This is a genomic window from Nocardia sp. NPDC049190 (assembly GCF_040648115.1).
Classification (GTDB): domain Bacteria; phylum Actinomycetota; class Actinomycetes; order Mycobacteriales; family Mycobacteriaceae; genus Nocardia.
In genome coordinates, this window is record NZ_JBEZDE010000027.1 from 26,287 (window position 1) to 47,471 (window position 21,185).

Below are 21,185 nucleotides of genomic sequence, written 5' to 3' on the forward strand. Positions count from 1 at the left end.
CCGCTGGTCAGCCCAGCCAGGCTCGGGCTGTCTCCACCGCCGTGCGTACCTGCGCGAGCTGCGCCGCGACCTGCACGCCCGCGGTTCCACCCCAGGCGTTGCGGGAGGCGATCGAGCCCTGCACGGTGAGCACCTCACGGACCTTCCCGGTCAACGCCGGGTCGATGGCGGCGAACTCCTCGTCGGTGAGCTCATCGAGGCCGACGCCGCGCGATTCGGCGGCGCGCACGCACGCGCCCGCCGCCTCGTGCGCGACGCGGAACGGAATGCCCTGGCGGACAAGCCACTCGGCGATATCGGTGGCCAGCGTGAAACCGGCGGGCGCGAGTTCGGCCATCCGGTCGGTATGGAAGGTCAGCGTCGAGACCAGACCAGCGATAGCCGGGAGCAGCAGCTCGAGTTGTGCGACCGAGTCGAACAGCGGCTCCTTGTCCTCCTGCAGGTCACGGTTGTAGGCCAGCGGCTGCGCCTTGAGGGTTGCCAGCAGGCCGGTGAGGTTTCCGATCAGCCGGCCCGCCTTGGCTCGGGTGAGCTCGGAGACGTCCGGGTTCTTCTTCTGCGGCATGATCGAGGAGCCGGTGGACCACGCGTCGGCGAGCGTGAGGTAGCCGAACTCCGGTGTGCTCCAGATGATCACCTCTTCGGCCATCCGGCTCAGGTCCACGCCGATCATGGCCAGCACGAAGGCGGCCTCGGCGGCGAAGTCCCGCGCGGAGGTGGCGTCGATCGAGTTGGCGGCGGCCGCGTCGAAATCCAGTTCCGCGGCGATCGCCTCCGGATCGAGTCCGAGCGATGAGCCCGCGAGCGCGCCGGAACCGTAGGGCGAGATCGCCGCCCGCCTGTCGAAGTCGCGCAACCGGTCGAGGTCGCGCAGCAAGGGATGGGCGTGGGCGAGCAGATGGTGCGACAGCAGCACCGGCTGGGCCGCTTGGAGATGGGTCTTGCCGGGCATCACCGCGTCCGGATGCGCGCCGGCCTGCGCGACCAGCGCGTCGACCACCGCGAGCACGCCCGCCGCGACCCGGCGCACACCGTCACGCAACCACATTCGGAACAAGGTGGCCACCTGGTCGTTGCGGGAGCGGCCGGCCCGCAGCCGACCACCGAGTTCGGCGCCCACCCGCTCGATCAGGCCGCGCTCCAGCGCGCCGTGCACATCCTCATCGGAGTCGGCCGGGCCGAACGCGCCGGAATCGACGTCGGCCGACAGACGCTCCAGCCCCGCCAGCATTCCCGCCAGATCGCTGTCGGACAGTAGACCTGCCTTGTGCAACACCCGTGCGTGCGCCTTCGACGCGCGGATGTCGTAGGGCGCAAGCACCCAGTCGAAGTGGGTCGACTTGCTCAGCGCGGCCATGGCATCGGCAGGTCCGGAGGCGAATCGCCCGCCCCAGAGCGCACCCTGGTTCGTGCTGCCGCTCTGCGTCATCGTGTGCTGTCTCCTCGAATCGCGGTCATCAGTGTCTGGCTCATCATTTCGTCGGTGATGTCCTCGGGCACCGCGCGGCCGCGGTCGGCGAGGACGGCCATCGGGCCGGTGCGGTCGGTGGTCCAGCCCTGCGCGGCGAACCAGTCGACCGGATCGCTACGGCCCTCGGCCGGGTACCACAGGTCGGTCAGGTCGACATCGATTCCCAACGTGGCCATCATGCGAGAACGACCCGCGCGCAACCGATCCGGGTTCGGTGTGTCACTCGTGTGGTTGGCCGCGAATCGACTGCCCGGTGCGCTCAGTGCGACGACGTTCTCGAACAACCGGTCCTGTGCGTCCGACGGGAGGTAGCGCAGCAGGCCTTCGGCCAGCCATGCCGTCGGAGCCTGCGGGTCGAAGCCTTTCTCCCGCAACGCGGTCGGCCAGTCTTGTCGCAGATCCACCGCCACCTCGCGCCGGTCCACCGCGGGACAGGCCCGCGCGAGCGCGGACGCTTTGAATTCGAGCACTTTCGGCTGATCCAGCTCGAACAGCGTCGCGCTGTCCGGCCAGTCCAGCCGATAGGCCCGCGCGTCCAGTCCAGCCGCCAGGATGACGATCTGCCGCACGCCCGCGGCGGATGCCGTGTCGAAATAGTCGTCGAAGTAGCAGGTCCTGGCGACCAGAAAGCCGCCGAGCGGACCGTAAACCCGCGCGATCTCGGCGTCGAGTCCGCTGACGTCACCGCTGACCAGTTTCCGCCAGCCGGGCAGACCGACCGCCGAGACCAACTGTTCGGCGTACGGATCGTGAAACAGCGCGTCCGGGCGCCGGCTCTCGGCGGCGCGCATGGCCGCCACACCGAGCGCGGTAGCGCCGACACCGGTCACGATGTCCCAACTGTCGTCATCGGTCCGCATCTCGCTCTCCCTTCTGGCCGACCTGCCTGTTCCGAGACTACGACCGTGGCCGACCATGGCGGTGACGCGAGCGGATATCCGGCCGGCGAGCCGCTCGCACTCGGAGCGAGAGCGGCGTGCCGGCCGGCTCGGCGACTACTTCTGGTTCAGGTCGCGACGTGCGGCGACCTTGGACGACAGGCCGTGGATCTGTACGAAGCCCTTGGCGAGCGACTGGTCGAAGGTGTCGCCCTCGTCGTAGGTGGCCAGGTTGAAGTCGTAGAGCGACTGCTCGGATCGGCGGCCGTTGACCACGGCGGAGCCGCCGTGCAGAACCATCCGGATGTCGCCGGACACGTGCTGCTGGGTGTCGCCGATGAAGGCGTCCAGGGCGCGCTTGAGTGGGGAGAACCACAGGCCGTCGTAGGCCAGCTCACCCCAGCGCTGCTCGAGTTGCCGCTTGTAGCGGCCCAGCTCGCGCTCGAGGGTGACGTTCTCCAGCGCCTGGTGCGCGGTGATCAGCGCGAGCGCGCCGGGCGCCTCGTAGATCTCGCGGCTCTTGATGCCGACCAGCCGGTCCTCGACCATGTCGAGGCGGCCGACACCCTGGCGACCCGCGCGGTGGTTCAACTCGACGATGGCCTCGAGCACGCTGACCTGGCGCCCGTCGATGGCCACCGGGACACCCTTGTCGAAGGTGACGATGAGTTCGTCGGGCGCCTCGAAGTTGACGGTCGGATCGGAGGTGTAGTCGTAGACGTCCTTGGTCGGAGCGTTCCACAGGTCCTCGAGGAAGCCGGTCTCGACGGCGCGGCCCCAGACGTTCTGGTCGATGGAGAACGGCGACTTCTTGGTCACGTTGATCGGCAGCGTGTTCTCTTCGGCGAAGGCGATGGCCTTCTCCCTGGTCCACGCGTAGTCGCGGACCGGAGCGATCACGGTCAGGTCGGGCGCGAGGGCGCCGATGCCGACCTCGAAGCGAACCTGGTCGTTGCCCTTGCCGGTGCAGCCGTGCGCGACGGTGCCGGCCCCGTGGAACTTGGCGGCCTCGACCAGATGCTTGACGATCAGCGGACGACTGATTGCCGACACCAGCGGGTACTGGCCCTGGTACAGGGCGTTGGCCTGGATGGTGGGCAGACAGTACTCGTCGGCGAACTCGTCGCGGGCGTCGACCACGATCGCCTCGACGGCGCCGCAGTCCAACGCGCGCTGGCGCACCACGTTCATGTCCTCGCCGCCCTGGCCGAGGTCGATGGCCACGGCGACCACCTCGGCGCCCGTCTCCTTGCCGATCCAACTGATCGCGACGGAGGTGTCCAGCCCACCAGAGTAGGCGAGTACGACGCGCTCGGACATGTCTTGTGCTCCTCGTTTCGGTGCGTGTCTGCGTAGTACGGACCGGCCGCCCGGCAAAGCGGCCCGCACCGTCTGCAAATGATTATGCACGATGATGCAAGCCCATGCACAATGGGGTGGATGTCGCCGCCACGCTGGGACGACAACTGCGCGTACACCCTCGCACAGCCGTCAACCGTCGCGCTCTATGTCGGTATCCACGTCCGTCACGACCACGCCGGAACAACCTTGTGGCGAATCTCTGGTCCAACGTGCCGGGATTTTCCCGCACACGCTTCGGTGCGGTTCCGCACGTGTTTCGCGTCGTCCGCAGTCCAGATGTTGGTGGTGGCGAAAAGCGCCGGGTTGCGGATCCTGTCGCCCTGGCTGAGCACGTGGACTATGTGTCGAACAGCTGTATATGGACGAAGCGGCTCGACGGGTCCCGCTCGTCCACGATGACGATCCGGTTGACCGACTTTCCGTCGGGGTGCCGGTAGACGTCCTCGGCCTGCAGGATCGACGGCGATGTCTCCAGAGGCGGACCCGCAATGGTGGTCTCGGCCACGCGGAAAACCTTGTTCAGCGGCGCGGAGAATTTCGATGCGGCCAGCAGCAGGGGAAGACCCTGCGTATCCGTGGATATGGCCAGCCGGTATAGCGTGTCGCGACCGTGCTCCGTTCGGGCGCCGAGCACGGAGGCAGTCTCCGGAATGACGATTCCGCCGAATTCGGAAGCCTCCCTGATGGTGTCGCTGTCCTTCATGGCCTGGGTAGGCTCCGACCGGTGGTCGCCGTCATCCCTTTCGCTACTGCAGCCGGTCATGCAGACCGTCACGGCCAGTAGGCCGGCGACGACACAGGCCAGCTTCACCTGCCGGATTCCCGGCATCGGGTGCTTCATCGGGTGGGATCACTCCTCTCACCGTCCCGGCCGCCGGTCGCCCCTGGCAGGTTCATCGGCCCGATAGACGGTACCGTCCCCTCGTACCGCCGGACTCCGCTACATCCTTCGATGTCGTACTCCCGCGCCAGGCCAGCCGTATGCAGCGCTCCCATACGCTTGTCCGAGACCGTGACACCGGCGATCTCGGTGCTCTTGTCACCGTCCCAGTTATAGCGGTCGTGCACATGCACCTTGTACTCGGCAGTGATGCTCAACTCGGCACCCTCGGCCGGATTGTGCACTGTCACCACACCGGTGACCGACAGATGGATACCGCCCATCGCAAAGAACCAGTCGTCGCTCAGCGCCCGGGTGATGTAGAACCCACTCCACTGCGACTGGAATTGCGCTGGGTTGTCATAGTCCTGGGCGGCTGACGCTTCGTTAGTGATCCGCCGGATCTCCGTCTCAGCTATCGAGTTCGCTTTGGTGTCGGCCGCGGACACATCCCGCAGTACTGTCTCCGCGTTGATGGTCAGCAGCTTGCCACTGTTTTCGAGGTAGTGGTTGAGGTGAGCGGAGGCGTGGGTCCAGCCCGCGGCATCTGCGGCCACGGATGCCGCGGCGGCCACCTTGGCGAAAGCGACATCATCGGCGCGGCTGTAGATGGGCTGTGAACCCCACGCGCCCTGCCCAGGGTCGGCCGGCGGTGCGGGAAGTGGTCCAGGAATCGATGCCATGGTTCTATTCGTTCGTCGTTGCTGAAAGCGGTCGGGTCAGTTAGCCAAATCGATGGTGTGTTCCCACCAGACGTTGTCGCCGTATCCGTACCGGCTGGCGCCCAGGTCCACGGTCACTTTGTCAGGCAGCTCGAATTCGCTCGGATTGTACGAAGGGGCGGTTCGGCCCGGTTCGTAGTTCAAGGCGCCGGAGATCCGCTCAATCATGTTCGATATCTTGTCCTGCCGGGTTGCGGCCGACGCCTTCAGCGCATCGACGGCAGAGCAGACCTGGAACTTCATGGAATCCTGCATCGGACTGTCGATCAGCTGTGCCCATACGCCCAGGGGCAGGGTGAAATCGAGGAAGTTCATGGACTTGGTGATGGTGTCGGCCAGATCCATCGCCTGGTTATACACAAGGCGTTCGAGCAGCAGCCCGCCATTTTCAACGATCTTGGCTACCGCGTCGAGGTCGCTGCTGCGCCCGGCGATAGGTCCCCCGAGAGCGGTCGTGGCGGTTGCGAACGCGGTCGAAGCGTCACCGGACCAGCTGTTCTGCAACCACCTGGTGCTGCTGGAAAGGTTCTCCGAGGTGACGTAGTCGTTGAGCCCGAGCAGGCCGATGCGTTTACCCACCGATTGCAGCGCCTCCCAATCCGCCACGAGTGGGGAAAGGTAGTCGGCAACAGGTTTGATGCCGATCGCCTGGCTCAGGGGCTCGTCGTATGGGGTCAAGATCTCGATGCTCGCGATGACCACTTGGCGGACCGTGTACTGGGCTTCCTTCACGTCCTGCAGGATCGGGAGCTGCAATCCGCTGAATCGCGAGACGCCCTGCGGCGACCTTGTCGCGGGCAGGTCCTGCCCGCTGAGGGCGGTGGTCGCTGCCTTGGAGATAGCGTCAGCGTGCTGCTCGTCGGAAGTCTGGTATCGGTTCTCCGCAGTACCCAGCTTCGTGCCGAGCGCGCCGACGGCGCTCATGTCGCTCTGATGTACACGGGACAGTGTGCTTTGCAGTCTTTGAACCGACGGTGTCAGAGTGGCCAGCTGCCCGGTCGTCCCGGCTGGTAGTGACACCATTGGGAGCAGCCGGGTGGCATTCGAGGAGGCGGCGACACCGAGGTCCTGCAGATCCAGCTTGAAGCCTGCAAGCTTGGACACGTCGACGGCGAAATCAACCATGCCATCCCCCAAATCAACCTACGCCAGCGCCATCCATGGAGCTGTCCCGGTGCGCCATCGGACTTTAACACAGCCTCGGACCATGCACTGCCACAGCGCCTCTCGCGTTCCCCGTACCTCGTGCGGCACTGCGGGCTTCCTCGTCGGCGCGGCCGAATACATCCGACACACCCACCGCGAAGCTCTGCTTGAGTCCACACAGCAAGATCACTTCCACCGCAGCATGTTCCACGGTTTCGATTTCGACTCCACCATGCTGCGCATCGCGAGCATGAACATGCTCATGCACCAGATCGAGCACCCCGACATCCGCTACCGCGACTCGCTCGCCGAGTCGGTGGCCGGCGAAGCGGGCAGGTACACGATGATCCTGGCCAATCCACCCTTCGCTGGCAGCCTTGATTACGAGACCACCGCCAAAGACCTGCTTCAGGTGGTGAAGACGAAGAAAACCGAACTACTGTTCCTTGCGTTGTTTCTGCGCCTGCTCAAGACCGGTGGCCGAGCGGCGGTGATCGTCCCTGACGGCGTCCTGTTCGGATCGACCAAGGCGCACAAGGACTTGCGCAAACTTCTCGTCGAAGAACACGGCCTCGACGCCGTGGTAAAGTTGCCTTCCGGCGTGTTCAGGCCGTACGCCGGTGTATCGACGGCGATCCTGTTCTTCACCAAGGACGACGCGACCGACCATGTGTGGTTCTACGATGTCAACGCTGATGGATTCAGCCTCGATGACAAGCGCAATTCCCTGCTTGCAGACGAAAAGCTTGGCGTCAACGCGACTCTCACCACCGACGAGCACACCAAGAACAACCTTCCCGACGTGCTCGCCCGCTGGTTTCGACGCAGCGCCAGCGAACGCGACCGAGCGCGCACTGAACAGAGCTACTGTGTGCCGAAGGCGGACATCGCGGCCCAGGATTACGATCTCAGCCTCAATCGGTACAAGGAGATCGTCCACGAGGAATTGGAGCATCGGCCGCCGCTGGAAAATCATAGATGAACTGGAGTCGATCGAGGCGAAGATACAGCAGGGCATGTCGGATCTTAGGGAGATGCTGGCGTGATGCAGTCGGTGAAGCTCGGGGAGGTCTCTGCGATAAACCCACGACCACCGGAGAGACTCGACGATGAGCAGCTTGTTTCATTTCTCGGAACGGCCGATATCGACGCAGGAGGTACCACTTCCACTGGAGTCACATGCGAGTTCAAAAAAGTATCAACTGGATACACCCAATTTCTTGATGGTGACATTTTAGTCGCCAAGATCACTCCTTGCTTTGAGAACGGTAAGATCGCTCAGGCGAAGATAAGACATCATAATGGATCAGGCTCGACGGAGTTTCATGTCATCCGGCCAGACCCCCACGAACTGAACTCCCGCTACCTGCTTCACTTCTTGCGCCAAAAGTACATCCGCATAGAAGGCGAACGACGCATGACCGGCAGCGCCGGGCAACGACGCGTACCCGCCAACTTCCTTGCCAATCTCTCGGTACCTCAGCCTGTGATCGCTGAACAGCGGCGGATTGCGGAGGTGCTGGATAAAGTGGATGCACTACGGGAAAAGCGGCGGAAGTCGATCGCCCTCCTCGATGACCTCGCCCAGTCGCTCTTCCTCCACATGTTCAGCGACTCTTCAACCCAACCTTCTGAAAGAAATATAATCCCACTTGCCGACGCATACTGGTTCCAAGAAGGACCCGGCATTCGAAAGTGGCAATTCACCGATTCTGGCGTCAAGATCCTAAACGTCAGGAACATAGAGCGAGAAGGCAAGCTTAACCTAGCTTCCACCGACCGACACGTTTCGACGGAAGAAGCACATGGGCGATACAAGCATTTCCTGGTAGATTCAGGAGATCTAGTAATTGCAAGCTCAGGCATCTCTTTCGATTCGGATAAACTACTTCGAACCCGTGGAGCATTCGTATCGCAAAGCGATCTACCGCTCCTTATGAACACCAGCACCATCCGATTCAAAACCAAATCAAATAAAGCTACGCTAGAGTATCTACATGCATGGATTTCCTCCCCGGAATTCCGATCCCAGATCACAAAGCTCGTTACCGGTTCTGCGCAGAAAAATTTCGGCCCGAGCCACCTTTCAGCGCTCAAAATTGGTTTGCCGCCGATCGAGTCACAGCGCGAGTTCGAGCAACGGATCAAAAAACAAGCAGAGGCGCGCGAAGTGGCCGTAGCCCACCTTCGCAGCCTCGACGCTCTCTTCGACTCCATCCAGTCCCGCGCCTTCCGCGGCGAACTCTGGCAAGATGACGTGAAAGATCTGTAAGGGGAGGGACTTTCGTGACCGAGAGCAACTTCGACTTCCTGCAAGCGGAGTGGCCGGAATTGCACGCGGAGGCGGTGCGGGCGGAGCGGAGCGCGGTCGGTGATCCGCGGGTGTCGTGCTTCTTCGCGCGGCGGGCTCTGGAGCTAGCGGTCAACTGGCTGTTCAAGGCCGATGGGGCGCTGCGGATGCCATATCGGGATGATCTGAGCGCCAAGATCAAAGAACCGACGCTGGTGCAGGTGGCGGGGTCGGTGATCGTCACGAAGATGGATGTGGTGCGGCGGCGCGGGAATATCGCCGTCCACCGCATGGGCGAGGTGCCCGCGCAGGACGCGATGAGCGCGGTCGATGAGTTGTTCCATGTGCTGTATTGGCTGGGGCGCACGTATCCGCGCGCCGAGGAGGCGAAGCCGTTCGACGGGCAGCGGTTCGACACCACGCTGATCCCCCGGCCTGTTCCTGCGGACGTGCGGCGAAAGAAGTACGCCGAGGTCCAGCAGATGGCGGCCGAGTTCGCGGCGCAGCAGGCGGAGCTGGCGACGGAGCGCCGGCATCGCAAGGAGCTCGACGACGAGGTCAAGCGGTTGCGGACCGAAGTTAAGGCGGCGAAGGCGGCCAATGCCGCGGTTCCGGACCGGCACGACTACTCCGAAGCGCAGACCCGCGCCCAGCTGATCGACCTGCTACTGCAAGAGGCGGGGTGGGCGCTGAACGGGCCCGACGACCGCGAATACCCTGTCGCCGGGATGCCGACCGACAGCGGCAAAGGCAAGGTCGATTACGTGCTGTGGGACGACAACGGCAAGCCGCTCGCCGTGGTAGAGGCCAAGCGCACGTCCAAGAGTGTGGAATCGGGCAAGTATCAGGCCTCACTGTATGCCGACGCGCTGGAACAGCGGCACGGGCAGCGGCCGATCATCTTCTACACCAACGGCTACGACACCCAGATATGGGACGACGCCTTCTACCCGCTCCGCCCGGTCCAGGGTTTCTACACCAAAGACCAATTGCGCACAATCATTCGGCGACGGGCGGGGCGCAAGGTTCTGGCCACGGAGCCGATCGATGATGTGATCGTGAACCGGCACTACCAGCATCGGGCGATCCGGCGCATCGGGGAGGCGTTCGAGAAGGACAAACAACGGCAAGCCTTGCTGGTGATGGCGACCGGAACGGGCAAGACCCGCACCGTGATCGCGCTCGTCGATCAGCTGATCCGGGCCGGCTGGGCGAAACGGGTGCTGTTCCTGGCCGACCGGCAGGCGCTGGTGTCGCAGGCGACGAACGCGTTCAAGACCCATCTGCCGAGCGTGCCGACGGTGAACCTGCTGACCGAGAAGGACGGCAACGCCCGGGTCTACGTGTCCACGTATCCGACGATGCTGAACCTCATCAACGAGATCGACGACACCAAACAGCGCCCCTTCGGGCCGGGGTACTTCGATCTCGTGGTCATCGACGAGGCGCACCGATCGGTATATCAGAAGTACGGCGCGATCTTCGAGCACTTCGATTCGCTGCTGGTGGGATTGACCGCGACGCCGAAGAACGAGATCGATCGCAACACCTACCGGTTGTTCCATCTCGAAGAAGGGGTGCCGACCGACGTCTACGACCTGGAACAGGCGGTAGCCGAAGGCTATCTGGTCCCGCCGGTGGCGAAATCGGTGCCGTTGAAATTCCTACACTCCGGCATCCGCTACTCCGAGCTGTCCGACGAGGAGAAAGCCTACTGGGAAGATCTCGAATGGCGCGATGACGAGGACATTCCCGAATCGGTCGACGCGCATGCGCTGAACCAGTTCCTGTTCAATCACGACACCATCGACCAGACGCTGCTCGTGCTCATGGAACAGGGCGACCGGGTCGCCGACGGGGAACGGATTGGCAAGACGATTATCTTCGCCCGCAACAACCGGCATGCGGACCTGATCGTGCAACGATTCCGCGTGCTCTATCCCGACCTGCCGGGCGACTTCATCGAGATGATCACCCACAGCGTGAGCCACGCCCAAAGCCTCATCGACAAGTTCGAGAACCCGGGCAAGGCTCCGCATATCGCGGTATCGGTCGACATGCTCGACACCGGCATCGACATACCCGCCGTCGCGAACCTCGTGTTCGCGAAGGCCGTGCGCACCACCACCAAGTACTGGCAGATGATCGGACGCGGCACGCGGCTGTGCCCGGACCTGTACGCGCCGAACCAGGACAAGGAACGGTTCGTGGTGTTCGACCTGTGCCAGAACGTCGAATACTTCAACCAGGACCTGCCCACCGCCGAAGGACGCACGCAGGCGTCGATGAGCGAAAAGGTGTTCGAGGCCCGCGCCGACCTGCTGCGCGACATCGACCGGCTCCAGCCGCCGGGTGGCCGGCCCGCCGACGTCCCGGAGGGCGAACCGGCGAGCCTCCCGGACGTGCGGTGGCAGCTCGCCGAACGTCTGCGGGTGGAAGTGGCGAGTATGAACACCCAGAACGTGGAGGTGCGCAAGGAACTGCGGCACGTCGAGAAGTTCGCCGAGCGAGACAGCTGGGACATCGTCACCCCAGAGGTCCGGGTGGAGGTAGGCAAGCTCGCTGGGCTGCCCACCCAGTTCACCGACGACGACCCCGGTCCGGCGGCAAAGCGGTTCGACCTGCTCGCGCTGCGGCTTCAGTTGGCGCACCTCACCGACGACACGAGCTACGACGGACTGCGGGAGAAAGTCCAGGAGACCGCGAACGCCCTGCTGGATCCTGGTCTGAACACCATCACCGCCATCCGGCAGCGACACGCTTTCCTCGAAGACGTGGCCGGTGACACATGGTGGGAGGATGTCACCCTCCCCATGCTGGAAACGCTGCGCCGGCGGCTGCGGGGATTGGTCAAGGCTATTCCCCCCAAAGACGCCCAAAACCCGCTCTACACCGATTTCCGGGACGAGCTCGGCGAAGTCAGCGACATCGCGTTAGCCGTGCTACCCGGCGGCGGTAAGGGCATGGCGCGCTTCGAATCTAAGGTCCGCACCTACCTGCGCAGCCACGAGGACGTGCTCGCCGTGCAGAAACTGCTGCGCAACAAGCAGATCACCTCGGCCGACCTCGGCGAACTCGAGAAAATTTTCCTCGACAACGGATTCGGCACCACCGAGGACATCGAGCACGCCGCCGCCACACACGGCGGACTCGGCCTGTTCCTACGTTCGCTCACCGGCCTCGACGCTACCGCGGCCACCGCCGCCTTCGACGAATTCCACACCGGCCGCCCCCTCACCGCCAGCCAACTTCACTTCCTGAACTTGCTCACCGACTACATCAGGAAAAACGGGGTGATCGAGGTGGACGCACTCTACGAGCCGCCGTTCAAGTCGGTTGCGCCGACCGGGCCGGAGGACATCTTCTCCGAAGAGGACGTGGACCGGATCGTGGCGGTTGTCAAGAACATTCGCACTACTGCGCTCCCCGCTCGCGGCACACGGATAAAGCGGATCAGGCGAGTTTCCTCGATGCCGTCGCCGGTGAAGCCGTGCCGACGGTGCGCACGCCATGGAACTTTGGCGGCCTCGACCCAATCACAAATCAGGGTCCTGGCTCGCGCACTCGTCGAATACCTTCAGGTACTGGTCGGCGTCGGTGATCCGCTACGGCCGCACGCTGACGATGACGCCCGCCGAGGCTGACCGGATCGCGTTCAGCACCTCACGTCCAAGGGCATCGCCACCGGGACCTTCACCGCGATGGTCACCGCACCGGGCCCCGACGACTCAAGCCAGTTGTTCAATCCTCGCGGCCAGTTCGGCGCCGGTCAGCGGCTCACGCGCGATCACGGCGATGGTGTCGTCACCCGCGATGGTGCCGACGATATCCGGCAGTGCGGCGCGGTCGAGGGCGCTGGCAAGGAAGTGGGCGGCGCCCGGCGGAGTACGGAGGACGGCGATGTTGCCGCTGGCATCGGTGGAGACCAGCAGGTCGCTGAGCAGCTTCGACAGCCGGTCGGTGCCGCCGGTCACGCCACGGACCGGGCTGCCGTCCTCGGGAACGACGTAGACGCCCGCGCCGCCGTCGGCGGCGCGCAGTTTCACCGCGCCCAGCTCGTCCAGATCCCGCGACAACGTCGCCTGGGTGGTCTCTATCCCCTCGGCGGCCAGCAGCGTGGCCAGCTCGGTTTGGCTGCGCACCATGTGCGCCGACAACAGTTCGACGATGCGCGACTGCCGTCCGGCCCGGGTACGCGCGATCGCGGGACCGGCCTTGCCCGACTCCGACTGCGAGATGGTCACGACTGCGCCTCGCCGGGGCACGGTCGCAGCGCGCGTGACTGCGTGCTGCTCGCGGGGCTCACTCGCCGATGCGCGCGCACGTCACCCCGACCTGGTTCGGTTCGCTCGCCACTTCCACTCACGTCGTACCCCCGTATCGTCGCTCCAACAGCCAGACCAGCAGCGCCTTCTGCGCGTGCAGTCGATTCTCCGCCTCGTCCCACACCAGACTGTGCGGGCCGTCGAGCACCTCGTCGGTGATCTCCTCGCCGCGGTGCGCGGGGAGACAGTGCAGCACAACAGCATCCGACTGCGCTCGCGCCAGCAGGTCGGCATTGAGCTGGAACGGACGGAACGGCCCGACCCGGTCCAGACCGTCGCCCTCCTGCCCCATCGAGGTCCAGGTGTCGGTCACCAGCGCGTCTGCGCCTTCCGCGGCGGTGATCGGATCATCGGTGAGCGTAATGGTGGCGCCGGTTTCGGCGGCCCGCTTCCGCGCCGCCTCCACGATCCACGGCAACGGTTCGAAGCCGGGGGGCGCGGCTATGGTCACATTCAGACCCGCGGTCACGCCGCCGAGCAGCAGCGAGTGCGCCATGTTGTTCGCGCCGTCACCGAAGTAAGTCAGATTGCGGCCGATCAGGTCGCCCTTGTGCTCGGCGAGCGTCTGCAGATCAGCGAGCACCTGGCACGGATGGAACTCGTTGGACAGCGCGTTGACCACCGGAACCGTTGCGGAGGACGCCATTTCGTCCAGTCTGGTCTGCTCGAAGGTGCGCCAGACGATCGCGTCGACGTACCGGGAAAGCACCCGTCCGGTGTCGCCGAGCGTCTCCTCCCTGCCCAGCTGGGTGTCGCGGCCGTCGACGACCACCGCGTGCCCGCCGAGTTGGGCGATACCCATCTCGAAGGAGAACCTGGTGCGGGTGGAGTTCTTCTCGAAGATCACGCCGACGCCGCGCGGCCCCGCCAGCGGGCGCCGAGACAGCGGCGCCTTCTTGAGTTCGGCCGCGAGCGCGAGGACATCGGCCTGTTCGACCGGGCTGAGGTCGTCGTCGCGTAGGAAATGCCGGATGGGATCGGTGGTCATTGCGGCGCAGTTCCTTTCGAGTCCGCGAGCGCGCCGTCCAAGATTTCCGGCAGATCCGCGACGAAATTGTCGGCTTGCGTCTCGGTGAGCACTAGCGGCGGAGCGAGCCGGATCACGTCCGGCTTGGCGGGATTCACCAGGTAGCCCGCCGCCCGCGCCCGGGCCTCGACCTGGGCCGAGAGGTTGTCGGTGAGCACGATGCCCAGCAGTAGGCCCGCGCCGCGCACCTGGTCGATCAGCGGATGCTCCAGCAGTTCGATGCCGTCGCTGAGTCGCTTGCCGACCGATTCCACATGCGAGAGCAAATCGGTGTCATCGATCGTGCGCAGCACCGCGAGCGCGGCCGCCGCGCACACCGGGTTGCCGCCGAAGGTGGTGCCGTGCAGGCCAGGCGTGAGCAGTTCGGCCGCACGGCCGTTGGCCAGCACCGCGCCGATCGGCAGGCCGCCGCCGAGGCCCTTGGCCAGGGTGATCACGTCCGGCACGATGCCGACGGCTTGGTGCGCGTAGAACTTCCCGGTCCGGCCGATACCGGTCTGTACCTCATCGAGCACCAGCAACGCCCCGTTGCGGGCAGTGATCTCGCGTGCCTTGGCCAGATAGTCGATCGGCGGAACCACCACGCCGCTCTCACCCATGATCGGCTCGAGGAAGACCGCGGCGGTGTCCGTGTCGACCACGGCTTCCAATGCGGCCGCGTCGCCGTAGGGCACATGCACCACACCCGGTGGCATCGGCTCGAACGGCGCCCGCTTGGCCGGTTGCCCGGTGAGGGCCAGCGCCCCCATGGTGCGGCCGTGGAATGCCTCGTCGCACGCGATGATCTTGTGCCGCCCGGTCAAGCGGGCGATCTTGAACGCCGCCTCGACGGCCTCGGTGCCCGAGTTGCAGAAGAACGCCCGTCCCTCGCCATCGCCGAAGTGCGCGAGCAGCCGCTCGGCCAGCTCGACCACCGGCTCGCTGGCGTACAGATTCGAGACATGCCCGAGCGTGCCGAGCTGCTGGGTGACCGCCGCCAGGATCGCCGGGTGCGCGTGGCCGAGGCTGTTGACCGCGATGCCGCCGAGGAAATCGACGTAGCGCTTGCCGTCCGCGTCGTAGACCACCGCGCCCGCGCCGCGCACCAGCGCGACCTTCGGGGTGCCGTAGTTGTTCATCAGCGCGGCGGACCACCGCTTCTGCAGTTCAGCTGTGCTCATTGTCTCGTTCCGTCGAGTGAGCCCGACCCGTTCGGGGCGAGCGGGGCGGGCGTCACCATCGTGCCGATTCCTTCTCCGGTGAACAGTTCCAGCAACACCGCGTGCGGGACACGACCATCGATCACATGCGCGGTCGGCACCCCTGCTCGTACGGCGCGCAGGCAGGCTTCCATCTTGGGCACCATGCCGGTATCCAGGCTGGGGAGCAACTCGGCCAGTTCTGCGGTGTCGATGCGCGAGGTGAGCGACGAGCGGTCCGGCCAGTTCGTGTAGAGGCCCTCGACGTCGGTGAGCACGACCAACTTCTCGGCGCCGATGCCGGCGGCGAGCGCAGCGGCGGCGGTGTCGGCATTGATGTTGTGCACCACACCGTCGACGTCCGGCGCGATGGTGGACACCACCGGGATGCGGCCGGCGCCGATCAAATCGAGCACCGCATCCGGGTTCACATCCGTGACGTCGCCGACCAAGCCGACATCGGTCGGCTCGCCGTCCACGTCGACTGTGCGGCGCGTCGCGGTGAACAGTCCGGCATCCTCACCGGAGATGCCGACCGCGTACGGGCCGTGCGCGTTGATCAGGCCGACCAGCTCGCGGCCGACCTGCCCGAACAAGACCATCCGCACCACGTCCATCACCTCGGGTGTGGTCACCCGAAAACCGCCACGGAATTCCCCGTGCATGCCCAGTTTTTTCAGCATCGCACTGATCTGCGGTCCGCCGCCGTGCACTACCACGGGATGCACGCCGACCGTGCGCAGAAAAGCCATGTCGGCGGCGAAGGCCCGCTTGAGTTCCTCGTCGATCATGGCGTTCCCGCCATACTTCACCACGACGATCTTGTCCCGGAACTTCTGTAGCCACGGCAGAGCGCCAGCCAGGACGTGCGCCTTGTCCAGTGCCGAGAGCGTGGGCAATACCTGACTGGTCATGAGCTGTAGGCCGAGTTCTCTTCGACGTAGTCGTGCGAGAGGTCCGTGGTGCGGATGGTCGCGCTGGCCGTACCGACGTTCAGGTCGATGAGCACCGCGATGTCTTCGCCGGACAGATCGACCTCCCGGGCGCCCGGCGCACCGACACTGTCTACGCACACCGGGTTTCCGTTGAACGACACCGAGATCCGGTTCGGGTCGAGCGTGACCGGCGCCATGCCGACGGCCGCGAGTACGCGCCCCCAGTTCGGGTCGGAGCCGAACAGTGCCGTCTTGACCAGGCTGTCGCGCGCGACCGTGCGTGCGGCGATGACCGCCTCGTCCTCGCTGACCGCACCCGCGACGGTGACCCGCACCCGCTTGGTGACGCCCTCGGCGTCGGCCATCAGCTGGGCGGCAAGATCGTCACAGACCGCGAGCACGGCGGCGTCGAGTTCGGCTTGGCTCGGGGTGACCTCGCTGGCCCCGTTGGCCAGCAGCAACACGGTGTCGTTGGTGGAGCAGGATCCGTCCACGTCGAGCCGGTCGAAGGTGCGGGCGGTGGCGTTGCGCAGCGCCTGGTCGAGCTGCTCGGCGGAGACGGCGGCGTCGGTGGTGAGCACCACCAGCATGGTCGCCAGCGACGGGGCCAGCATGCCCGCGCCCTTCGCCATGCCGCCGACATTCCATTTGTCTTGATGATGGTAGGCCGCTTCCTTCGGCACAGTGTCGGTGGTCATGATGGCGTACGCGGCGTCCGAGCCGCCGGAAAGACCGCCGCCCATCTCGTGCACGATCTCGGTGACCGCGGGGATCAACTTGTCCATCGGCAGCCGATCGCCGATCAGTCCGGTCGAGCAGACGGCGATCTCGCCCGCGCCGGTCTCGGTGCCCCAATTGCTCAGCGCGGTGGCGAGTTCCTCGGCGGTCCGGTGCGTGTCCTGGAATCCGGCCGGACCGGTGCAGGCATTGGCGCCGCCGGAGTTCAACAGCACCGCGCGCAGCCGCTTGCCGGTCAGCACCTGCTGCGACCACAGCACCGGAGCGGCCTTCACCTTGTTTCTGGTGAATACTCCGGCGGCCGCGTACTCGGGGCCTTCGTTGAACACCAGCGCCAGATCGGGTTTGCCGCTTTTCTTGATGCCGGCGGCGATGCCCGCCGCGCGGAAGCCGAGCGGCGCCGTGACGCCCTGGTTGCGCACCAGCTTGCCGCTCGCGGTCTCGGTTGTCGTCACGGTGCCACTCCTACGGTGGAAAGTCCTGCGGTCTCATCGAAACCGACGGCCAGATTCATCGATTGCACCGCGGCGCCCGCGGTGCCTTTGGTCAAGTTGTCGATCGCGCCGATCACGACAAGCATGTCCGCGTCGGCGTCCACCGCGACCTGCAGCGTGACGGCGTTGGAACCGAGCACCGAACCGGTCTGCGGCAGTACGCCTTCCGGCAGCAGGTGCACAAAAGGCTCGTCGGCGTATGCCTTTTCGTAGACAGCGCGTGCCTGCGCGGCGTCGACCCGGGTAGGCGCGGTGCAGGTGGCCAAGATGCCGCGCGGCATCGGCGCGAGCACCGGCGTGAACGACACGGCGACATCCGTGCCGCCCGCCGCGGCCAGGTTCTGCGCGATCTCCGGGGTATGCCGGTGCGCGCCCGCGATGCCGTAGGCCCGCACCGAACCCATCACCTCGGAACCGAGCAACGCCACATCGAGCTTGCGGCCGGCACCGGACGTGCCGCTCACCGCGACCACATGCACCGCCGGCTCCACGATGCCCGCCGCCACCGCGGGCGCCAGTGCGAGGCTGGCCACCGTCGGGTAGCACCCGGGAACCGCGATCCGGTGCGCGCCGCGCAGCTTCTCCCGGCCGCCGGGCAGTTCGGGCAAGCCGTAGGGCCAGCTGCCCGCATGCGGGCTGCCGTAGTACTTCTCCCACGCCTTCGGGTCGGTGAGGCGGAAGTCGGCACCGCAGTCGATGATCACCGTCGAGTCGGACAACTCCTGTGCGATGGCGGCCGACCGGCCATGCGGGAGGGCGAGGAAGACCACGTCGTGTCCGGCCAATTCCGTGGCTGTCGTCGGCGCGAGCACTCGGTCGGCCAGCGGCAGGAGATGCGGCTGCAACTCCCCCAACGTGGCTCCCGAGTTCGACCCGGCGGTCAGCGCCCCGATGACGAGGCGCCCGGTTCGGTAGGCCGGATGCCCCAACAGCAGACGCAGCACTTCACCGCCCGCGTATCCGCTCGCACCAGCTACCGCGACCCGCACATCGGGTCCGGCCGGGTGAGGGACATCCGAGGAATCAACCATGTGATGATTATGCACGACTATGCAATCTCATTCACAGTCCGGGGTTCGTCCGGGTGGTCCACGGAGCCGGCCATACCCGGCGCACGATGACCCAAACCGTGCGGGTACGCGACTCGCTGTCTGATCCAGGCCGGCAGGAGCGCGGCAATGACGGTATCGGCGTCCGGCGCGGGCCGGACGCGGATACCTGTTCACGTCAATCCGACGCCGCGTCGGCGGCCCGGCCGAGGTGGCGGGCGAAGAACCGTGCCGAACTGTCGCGCTCATGGTCGGGTACCGGGTAGTACCTGCCCGAGTGGGCGTGCAATGTCTTCTGCTTCGAGGCGAAGGCGTCGAACAACGCGACCCCGGATGTGCGATCGAATTCCTCGTCGTCCCACGGAATCCGGTACTCGACCGGAACGGTGATCTTTTTTGCCGCCTCGATCAGAGCGTCCCACGCGAAGACCGCACCGAAGCTCACGGCAGCGATCCGGGATTCGACCGCCGTCAACATCAGCCCGGTCATGACACCCAACGTCATACCGCCGTAGCCGATCGGCGCTTCGACGCCGATCTCGGGCAGCGCCTGCAGGGCGTCCAGGGTCGCCTGCCATTCCGGTACCGCACGCTCCGCCAGCGACATGTTGTAGTCGATGGCGATCGGGGCGATCGGCTCGCCCGCCGCCCGGGCCCGATGGATCGCCTCGGCCCAGCCTTGATCCTGAAGATTTCGTGGCCGGTCACCATGTCCGGGCGCGTCGATGGCGGCGACGGTGAACCCATAGGTGGTCACGCTGTGGAGTGCACCGGCTACCAGCCCCGGCGCCTTCTTGTGCATACCACCGGAGTGGCCCGACAGCAGCAGCGGTGCGCCAACGGTTCCGGATGTGGGCGACCAGAGCACGCCGGTGATCTCATCCAGAATGAAAGAACGTTCGATGACACCGTTCAACGATGTCTCAGAGGTGAAATGCATGGTGTTGCCCTTCGGGATTGCCTGGTTCAGGTGCTCCCGGCGACACCTACGTCTATCGCCCGACCGTGCACACGAGTGGGAGCACCCACATGGTTGCTACGTTCATGGGTCTCACCTCCTCGCGTGACGTCACGGTCTCGCGCACGCTATCAACCTGAAACGAATCCCGTCCACCCTATTTTCCTGCCCACCGACCCGACCGGCTGCCACCGACCGCGCGGTTCACGGAGGGTCGGAATGTTCGTTGATGATCGCGGCGACACCGGGGGGCTCGCGCACCACCATCGTGCGCTTGCCCGGTTCAGCCTCCATGACACGGCCGTAAGTGGTCTGCGCCAGAGCGGCGGCGGTAGTGAAGTTGTCCTTTGCGAAACCGACCTCGAAGGATGCCTCGCCGAACGTCTTGTCGTTCTCCAGCGTGTTCAGCTCGGCGAACTCCGGCTCATGCCGCTCGAAGCACTCCGCGATGTCCCATGGAGTTGCGCACCTGAGTCCTGCTGTCGTTGGCCGACGTGGTGTCGCGGAAGGCCGCCTGGATCGCTCGCTCGGCCTCACCACGGCCGGCATCGGCGTAAGTGCCCATCACCTCACCCGTCGCCGGGTCAAAGGTCTCCCGGTGCTCCGCCGAGTCCACCCACTCGCCGTTGATACAATGCCGGGCGATCCGACCTCTACCGGTCGAGAAATGAGTAGATGGATGACCGAACAGGGTGCATGGCAGGAGGTTTCACTGGCTACCAGATCTGTGGTCGGTGTCGTTCGAGCGCATCCTGGCGGAGGAGAACACCGAGTTGCGCGAGGTGCTGGTTGAGCACTACGGCCGCGACCGCTATCCAGCGGATCAGGGGTTCCACCCAGTTTGAGCGCGACGAGACAGGGGCACTGATGCGCGAGCGCAGCGTGCTGGACGACGAAGAGGACTTGGTCCACGTTGTGGTAGTCGATTCCATGCTCGAGCCGGACGGCACCGAAAACTGATACTACCTGTGGGTGCCGCCCACTACTGTACGGCCCGGGAGGGAGTCGCCTGGACGTTCGGACTGAGCGCCGAGGAATACCAGCCAGTCCAGCAGACGTGAGCAAGTCTCCGAGTGGTTGGCCATGGCCGGTATCAGCGTCGCCCACCCACTGGTCCGGCGCCAATCGCGAGGTCGCCGACAGCACGTATCCGGACGGACGGCCGACCGGCGTCCCGCTCCGTCCGCCTCAGTGTTTGCGCACCACCCGCTCCCCTTCGCCCAATTTCCAGATGGTGATGTCGAGGTGGTCGTCGACGACCTCCACCGTCGAGGCACCGGTGAGGTCGGCGATGTAGAAGTGGTCGAATTCCTGACCCCGGATGTCGAGGCCGCTGTCGTCGAACAGGTTCTGGGCGAAGCGGGCGTGCACGTCTCGGGCCGGGAGGTCGACCACAGTGCCGAAGAGTTTGGCATCGCCGTCGGATACCGTGGTGTCAACGGTGGCGGTGTGCAGACAGAACCGCGGATCACGGGCCAGATCGCGGAACTTGGTGGTTCCCGGCATGCCCACGATGACAAGCATCTCCTCGAATATTCTCGGCTCGACCGGACTGATGCGCGGAAATCCGTCGGAACGGAGGGTTCCGAGCATGCACAGATTGCCCGCGGCCTGATGCCTGCGGGTGAAGATCTCGGCGATGCGGGGCGCTTCCTCGACGAATCGGCTCCAAGTAGTCATGTCGAACGACGGTACGGTGAATTCCTGACATCTCCTGTCAAGTTTTCCGGCT

17 protein-coding genes and 2 pseudogenes are annotated in these 21,185 nt (G+C 65.3%); 4 read left to right on the forward strand and 15 right to left on the reverse strand.

Going from position 1 to position 21,185, the window contains the following annotated elements:
- Positions 1 to 7: 7 nt before the first annotated feature.
- The 6 genes from argH to AB0B25_RS22330 all read right to left on the reverse strand — a co-directional run bounded on the left by argH (position 8) and on the right by AB0B25_RS22330 (position 6,438).
- Entirely contained in the window at positions 8 to 1,429 is a 1,422-nt protein-coding gene (gene argH, locus AB0B25_RS22305; protein WP_357182615.1) for an argininosuccinate lyase, read from the reverse strand.
- On the reverse strand, positions 1,426 to 2,331 hold the full coding sequence (locus AB0B25_RS22310; RefSeq protein WP_357182618.1) for a class I SAM-dependent methyltransferase: 906 nt from the start codon (positions 2,329 to 2,331) through the stop codon (positions 1,426 to 1,428). The genes argH and AB0B25_RS22310 overlap by 4 nt, the downstream gene beginning before the upstream one ends.
- A 135-nt stretch (positions 2,332 to 2,466) precedes the next feature.
- The gene (locus AB0B25_RS22315) at positions 2,467 to 3,669 is read right to left on the reverse strand and encodes an argininosuccinate synthase (protein ID WP_357182621.1); all 1,203 of its coding nucleotides are present in this window, start codon (positions 3,667 to 3,669) and stop codon (positions 2,467 to 2,469) included.
- Between the two features lie 379 nt (positions 3,670 to 4,048).
- The gene (locus AB0B25_RS22320; protein ID WP_357182623.1) at positions 4,049 to 4,552 is read right to left on the reverse strand and encodes a hypothetical protein; all 504 of its coding nucleotides are present in this window, start codon (positions 4,550 to 4,552) and stop codon (positions 4,049 to 4,051) included.
- Positions 4,549 to 5,274, reverse strand: a complete 726-nt coding sequence (locus AB0B25_RS22325) for a hypothetical protein (protein WP_357182626.1) — start codon at positions 5,272 to 5,274, stop codon at positions 4,549 to 4,551. The genes AB0B25_RS22320 and AB0B25_RS22325 overlap by 4 nt, the downstream gene beginning before the upstream one ends.
- 36 nt (positions 5,275 to 5,310) lie before the next feature.
- A complete protein-coding gene (locus tag AB0B25_RS22330) occupies positions 5,311 to 6,438 on the reverse strand; it encodes a hypothetical protein (RefSeq protein ID WP_357182629.1) in 1,128 nt (375 codons plus the stop codon).
- A 118-nt stretch (positions 6,439 to 6,556) separates the two neighbouring features.
- On the opposite strand from AB0B25_RS22330, the pseudogene AB0B25_RS22335 reads away from it, so the two are divergent.
- The 3 genes and pseudogenes from AB0B25_RS22335 to AB0B25_RS22345 form a co-directional block, all read left to right on the forward strand.
- A pseudogene (locus AB0B25_RS22335) lies at positions 6,557 to 7,505 on the forward strand (N-6 DNA methylase); the annotation flags it as partial.
- Positions 7,505 to 8,731, forward strand: a complete 1,227-nt coding sequence (locus AB0B25_RS22340) for a restriction endonuclease subunit S (RefSeq protein ID WP_357182771.1) — start codon at positions 7,505 to 7,507, stop codon at positions 8,729 to 8,731. The pseudogene AB0B25_RS22335 and the gene AB0B25_RS22340, both read left to right, overlap by 1 nt.
- 14 nt (positions 8,732 to 8,745) lie before the next feature.
- Complete coding sequence (locus AB0B25_RS22345; protein ID WP_357182631.1) at positions 8,746 to 12,393, forward strand: DEAD/DEAH box helicase family protein; 3,648 nt, start codon at positions 8,746 to 8,748, stop codon at positions 12,391 to 12,393.
- 84 nt (positions 12,394 to 12,477) lie between these two features.
- On the opposite strand, the gene AB0B25_RS22350 is transcribed toward AB0B25_RS22345, so the two are convergent.
- The 8 genes from AB0B25_RS22350 to AB0B25_RS22385 all read right to left on the reverse strand — a co-directional run bounded on the left by AB0B25_RS22350 (position 12,478) and on the right by AB0B25_RS22385 (position 20,002).
- On the reverse strand, positions 12,478 to 12,993 hold the full coding sequence (locus AB0B25_RS22350; RefSeq protein WP_357182633.1) for an arginine repressor: 516 nt from the start codon (positions 12,991 to 12,993) through the stop codon (positions 12,478 to 12,480).
- A gap of 118 nt (positions 12,994 to 13,111) precedes the next feature.
- Positions 13,112 to 14,062, reverse strand: coding sequence for an ornithine carbamoyltransferase (gene argF, locus AB0B25_RS22355; RefSeq protein ID WP_357182636.1), 951 nt, complete (start codon positions 14,060 to 14,062; stop codon positions 13,112 to 13,114).
- Positions 14,059 to 15,261, reverse strand: a complete 1,203-nt coding sequence (locus AB0B25_RS22360) for an acetylornithine transaminase (RefSeq protein ID WP_357182639.1) — start codon at positions 15,259 to 15,261, stop codon at positions 14,059 to 14,061. The genes argF and AB0B25_RS22360 overlap by 4 nt, the downstream gene beginning before the upstream one ends.
- Positions 15,258 to 16,193 carry an acetylglutamate kinase gene (gene argB, locus AB0B25_RS22365; protein ID WP_357182642.1) on the reverse strand — a complete coding sequence of 312 codons (936 nt, stop codon included), beginning with the start codon at positions 16,191 to 16,193 and terminating at the stop codon, positions 15,258 to 15,260. Before argB ends, AB0B25_RS22360 begins: the two co-directional genes overlap by 4 nt.
- Positions 16,190 to 17,407: a bifunctional glutamate N-acetyltransferase/amino-acid acetyltransferase ArgJ gene (gene argJ, locus AB0B25_RS22370; protein WP_357182644.1), complete on the reverse strand. Its 1,218-nt coding sequence runs from the start codon at positions 17,405 to 17,407 to the stop codon at positions 16,190 to 16,192. The genes argB and argJ overlap by 4 nt, the downstream gene beginning before the upstream one ends.
- Positions 17,404 to 18,477 (reverse strand): N-acetyl-gamma-glutamyl-phosphate reductase, encoded by a 1,074-nt coding sequence (gene argC, locus AB0B25_RS22375; protein WP_357182646.1) that lies wholly within the window; start codon positions 18,475 to 18,477, stop codon positions 17,404 to 17,406. The genes argJ and argC overlap by 4 nt, the downstream gene beginning before the upstream one ends.
- Before the next feature lie 196 nt (positions 18,478 to 18,673).
- Complete coding sequence (locus AB0B25_RS22380) at positions 18,674 to 19,435, reverse strand: alpha/beta hydrolase (protein ID WP_357182648.1); 762 nt, start codon at positions 19,433 to 19,435, stop codon at positions 18,674 to 18,676.
- A 222-nt stretch (positions 19,436 to 19,657) separates the two neighbouring features.
- The gene (locus tag AB0B25_RS22385) at positions 19,658 to 20,002 is read right to left on the reverse strand and encodes an aldehyde dehydrogenase family protein (protein WP_357182650.1); all 345 of its coding nucleotides are present in this window, start codon (positions 20,000 to 20,002) and stop codon (positions 19,658 to 19,660) included.
- A gap of 185 nt (positions 20,003 to 20,187) precedes the next feature.
- Here AB0B25_RS22385 and AB0B25_RS22390 point away from each other — a divergent pair.
- Positions 20,188 to 20,514: pseudogene (locus AB0B25_RS22390) on the forward strand (DUF6745 domain-containing protein).
- Positions 20,515 to 20,641: 127 nt separating this feature from the next.
- Here the strand turns inward: AB0B25_RS22390 and AB0B25_RS22395 are convergent.
- Positions 20,642 to 21,133 carry a pyridoxamine 5'-phosphate oxidase family protein gene (locus tag AB0B25_RS22395; protein WP_357182653.1) on the reverse strand — a complete coding sequence of 164 codons (492 nt, stop codon included), beginning with the start codon at positions 21,131 to 21,133 and terminating at the stop codon, positions 20,642 to 20,644.
- Positions 21,134 to 21,185 lie beyond the last annotated feature (52 nt).

Bases quoted from the DNA above. Each gene is read 5' to 3' on its own strand.
- argH (WP_357182615.1), bottom strand. From the start codon at position 1,429: ATGACGCAGAGCGGCAGCACGAACCAGGGTGCGCTCTGGGGCGGGCGA.
- AB0B25_RS22310 (WP_357182618.1), bottom strand. From the start codon at position 2,331: ATGCGGACCGATGACGACAGTTGGGACATCGTGACCGGTGTCGGCGCT.
- AB0B25_RS22315 (WP_357182621.1), bottom strand. From the start codon at position 3,669: ATGTCCGAGCGCGTCGTACTCGCCTACTCTGGTGGGCTGGACACCTCC.
- AB0B25_RS22320 (WP_357182623.1), bottom strand. From the start codon at position 4,552: ATGAAGCACCCGATGCCGGGAATCCGGCAGGTGAAGCTGGCCTGTGTC.
- AB0B25_RS22325 (WP_357182626.1), bottom strand. From the start codon at position 5,274: ATGGCATCGATTCCTGGACCACTTCCCGCACCGCCGGCCGACCCTGGG.
- AB0B25_RS22330 (WP_357182629.1), bottom strand. From the start codon at position 6,438: ATGGTTGATTTCGCCGTCGACGTGTCCAAGCTTGCAGGCTTCAAGCTG.
- AB0B25_RS22340 (WP_357182771.1), top strand. From the start codon at position 7,505: ATGCAGTCGGTGAAGCTCGGGGAGGTCTCTGCGATAAACCCACGACCA.
- argF (WP_357182636.1), bottom strand. From the start codon at position 14,062: ATGACCACCGATCCCATCCGGCATTTCCTACGCGACGACGACCTCAGC.
- AB0B25_RS22360 (WP_357182639.1), bottom strand. From the start codon at position 15,261: ATGAGCACAGCTGAACTGCAGAAGCGGTGGTCCGCCGCGCTGATGAAC.
- argB (WP_357182642.1), bottom strand. From the start codon at position 16,193: ATGACCAGTCAGGTATTGCCCACGCTCTCGGCACTGGACAAGGCGCAC.
- argC (WP_357182646.1), bottom strand. From the start codon at position 18,477: ATGGTTGATTCCTCGGATGTCCCTCACCCGGCCGGACCCGATGTGCGG.
- AB0B25_RS22380 (WP_357182648.1), bottom strand. From the start codon at position 19,435: ATGCATTTCACCTCTGAGACATCGTTGAACGGTGTCATCGAACGTTCT.
- AB0B25_RS22385 (WP_357182650.1), bottom strand. From the start codon at position 20,002: ATGCCGGCCGTGGTGAGGCCGAGCGAGCGATCCAGGCGGCCTTCCGCG.
- AB0B25_RS22395 (WP_357182653.1), bottom strand. From the start codon at position 21,133: ATGACTACTTGGAGCCGATTCGTCGAGGAAGCGCCCCGCATCGCCGAG.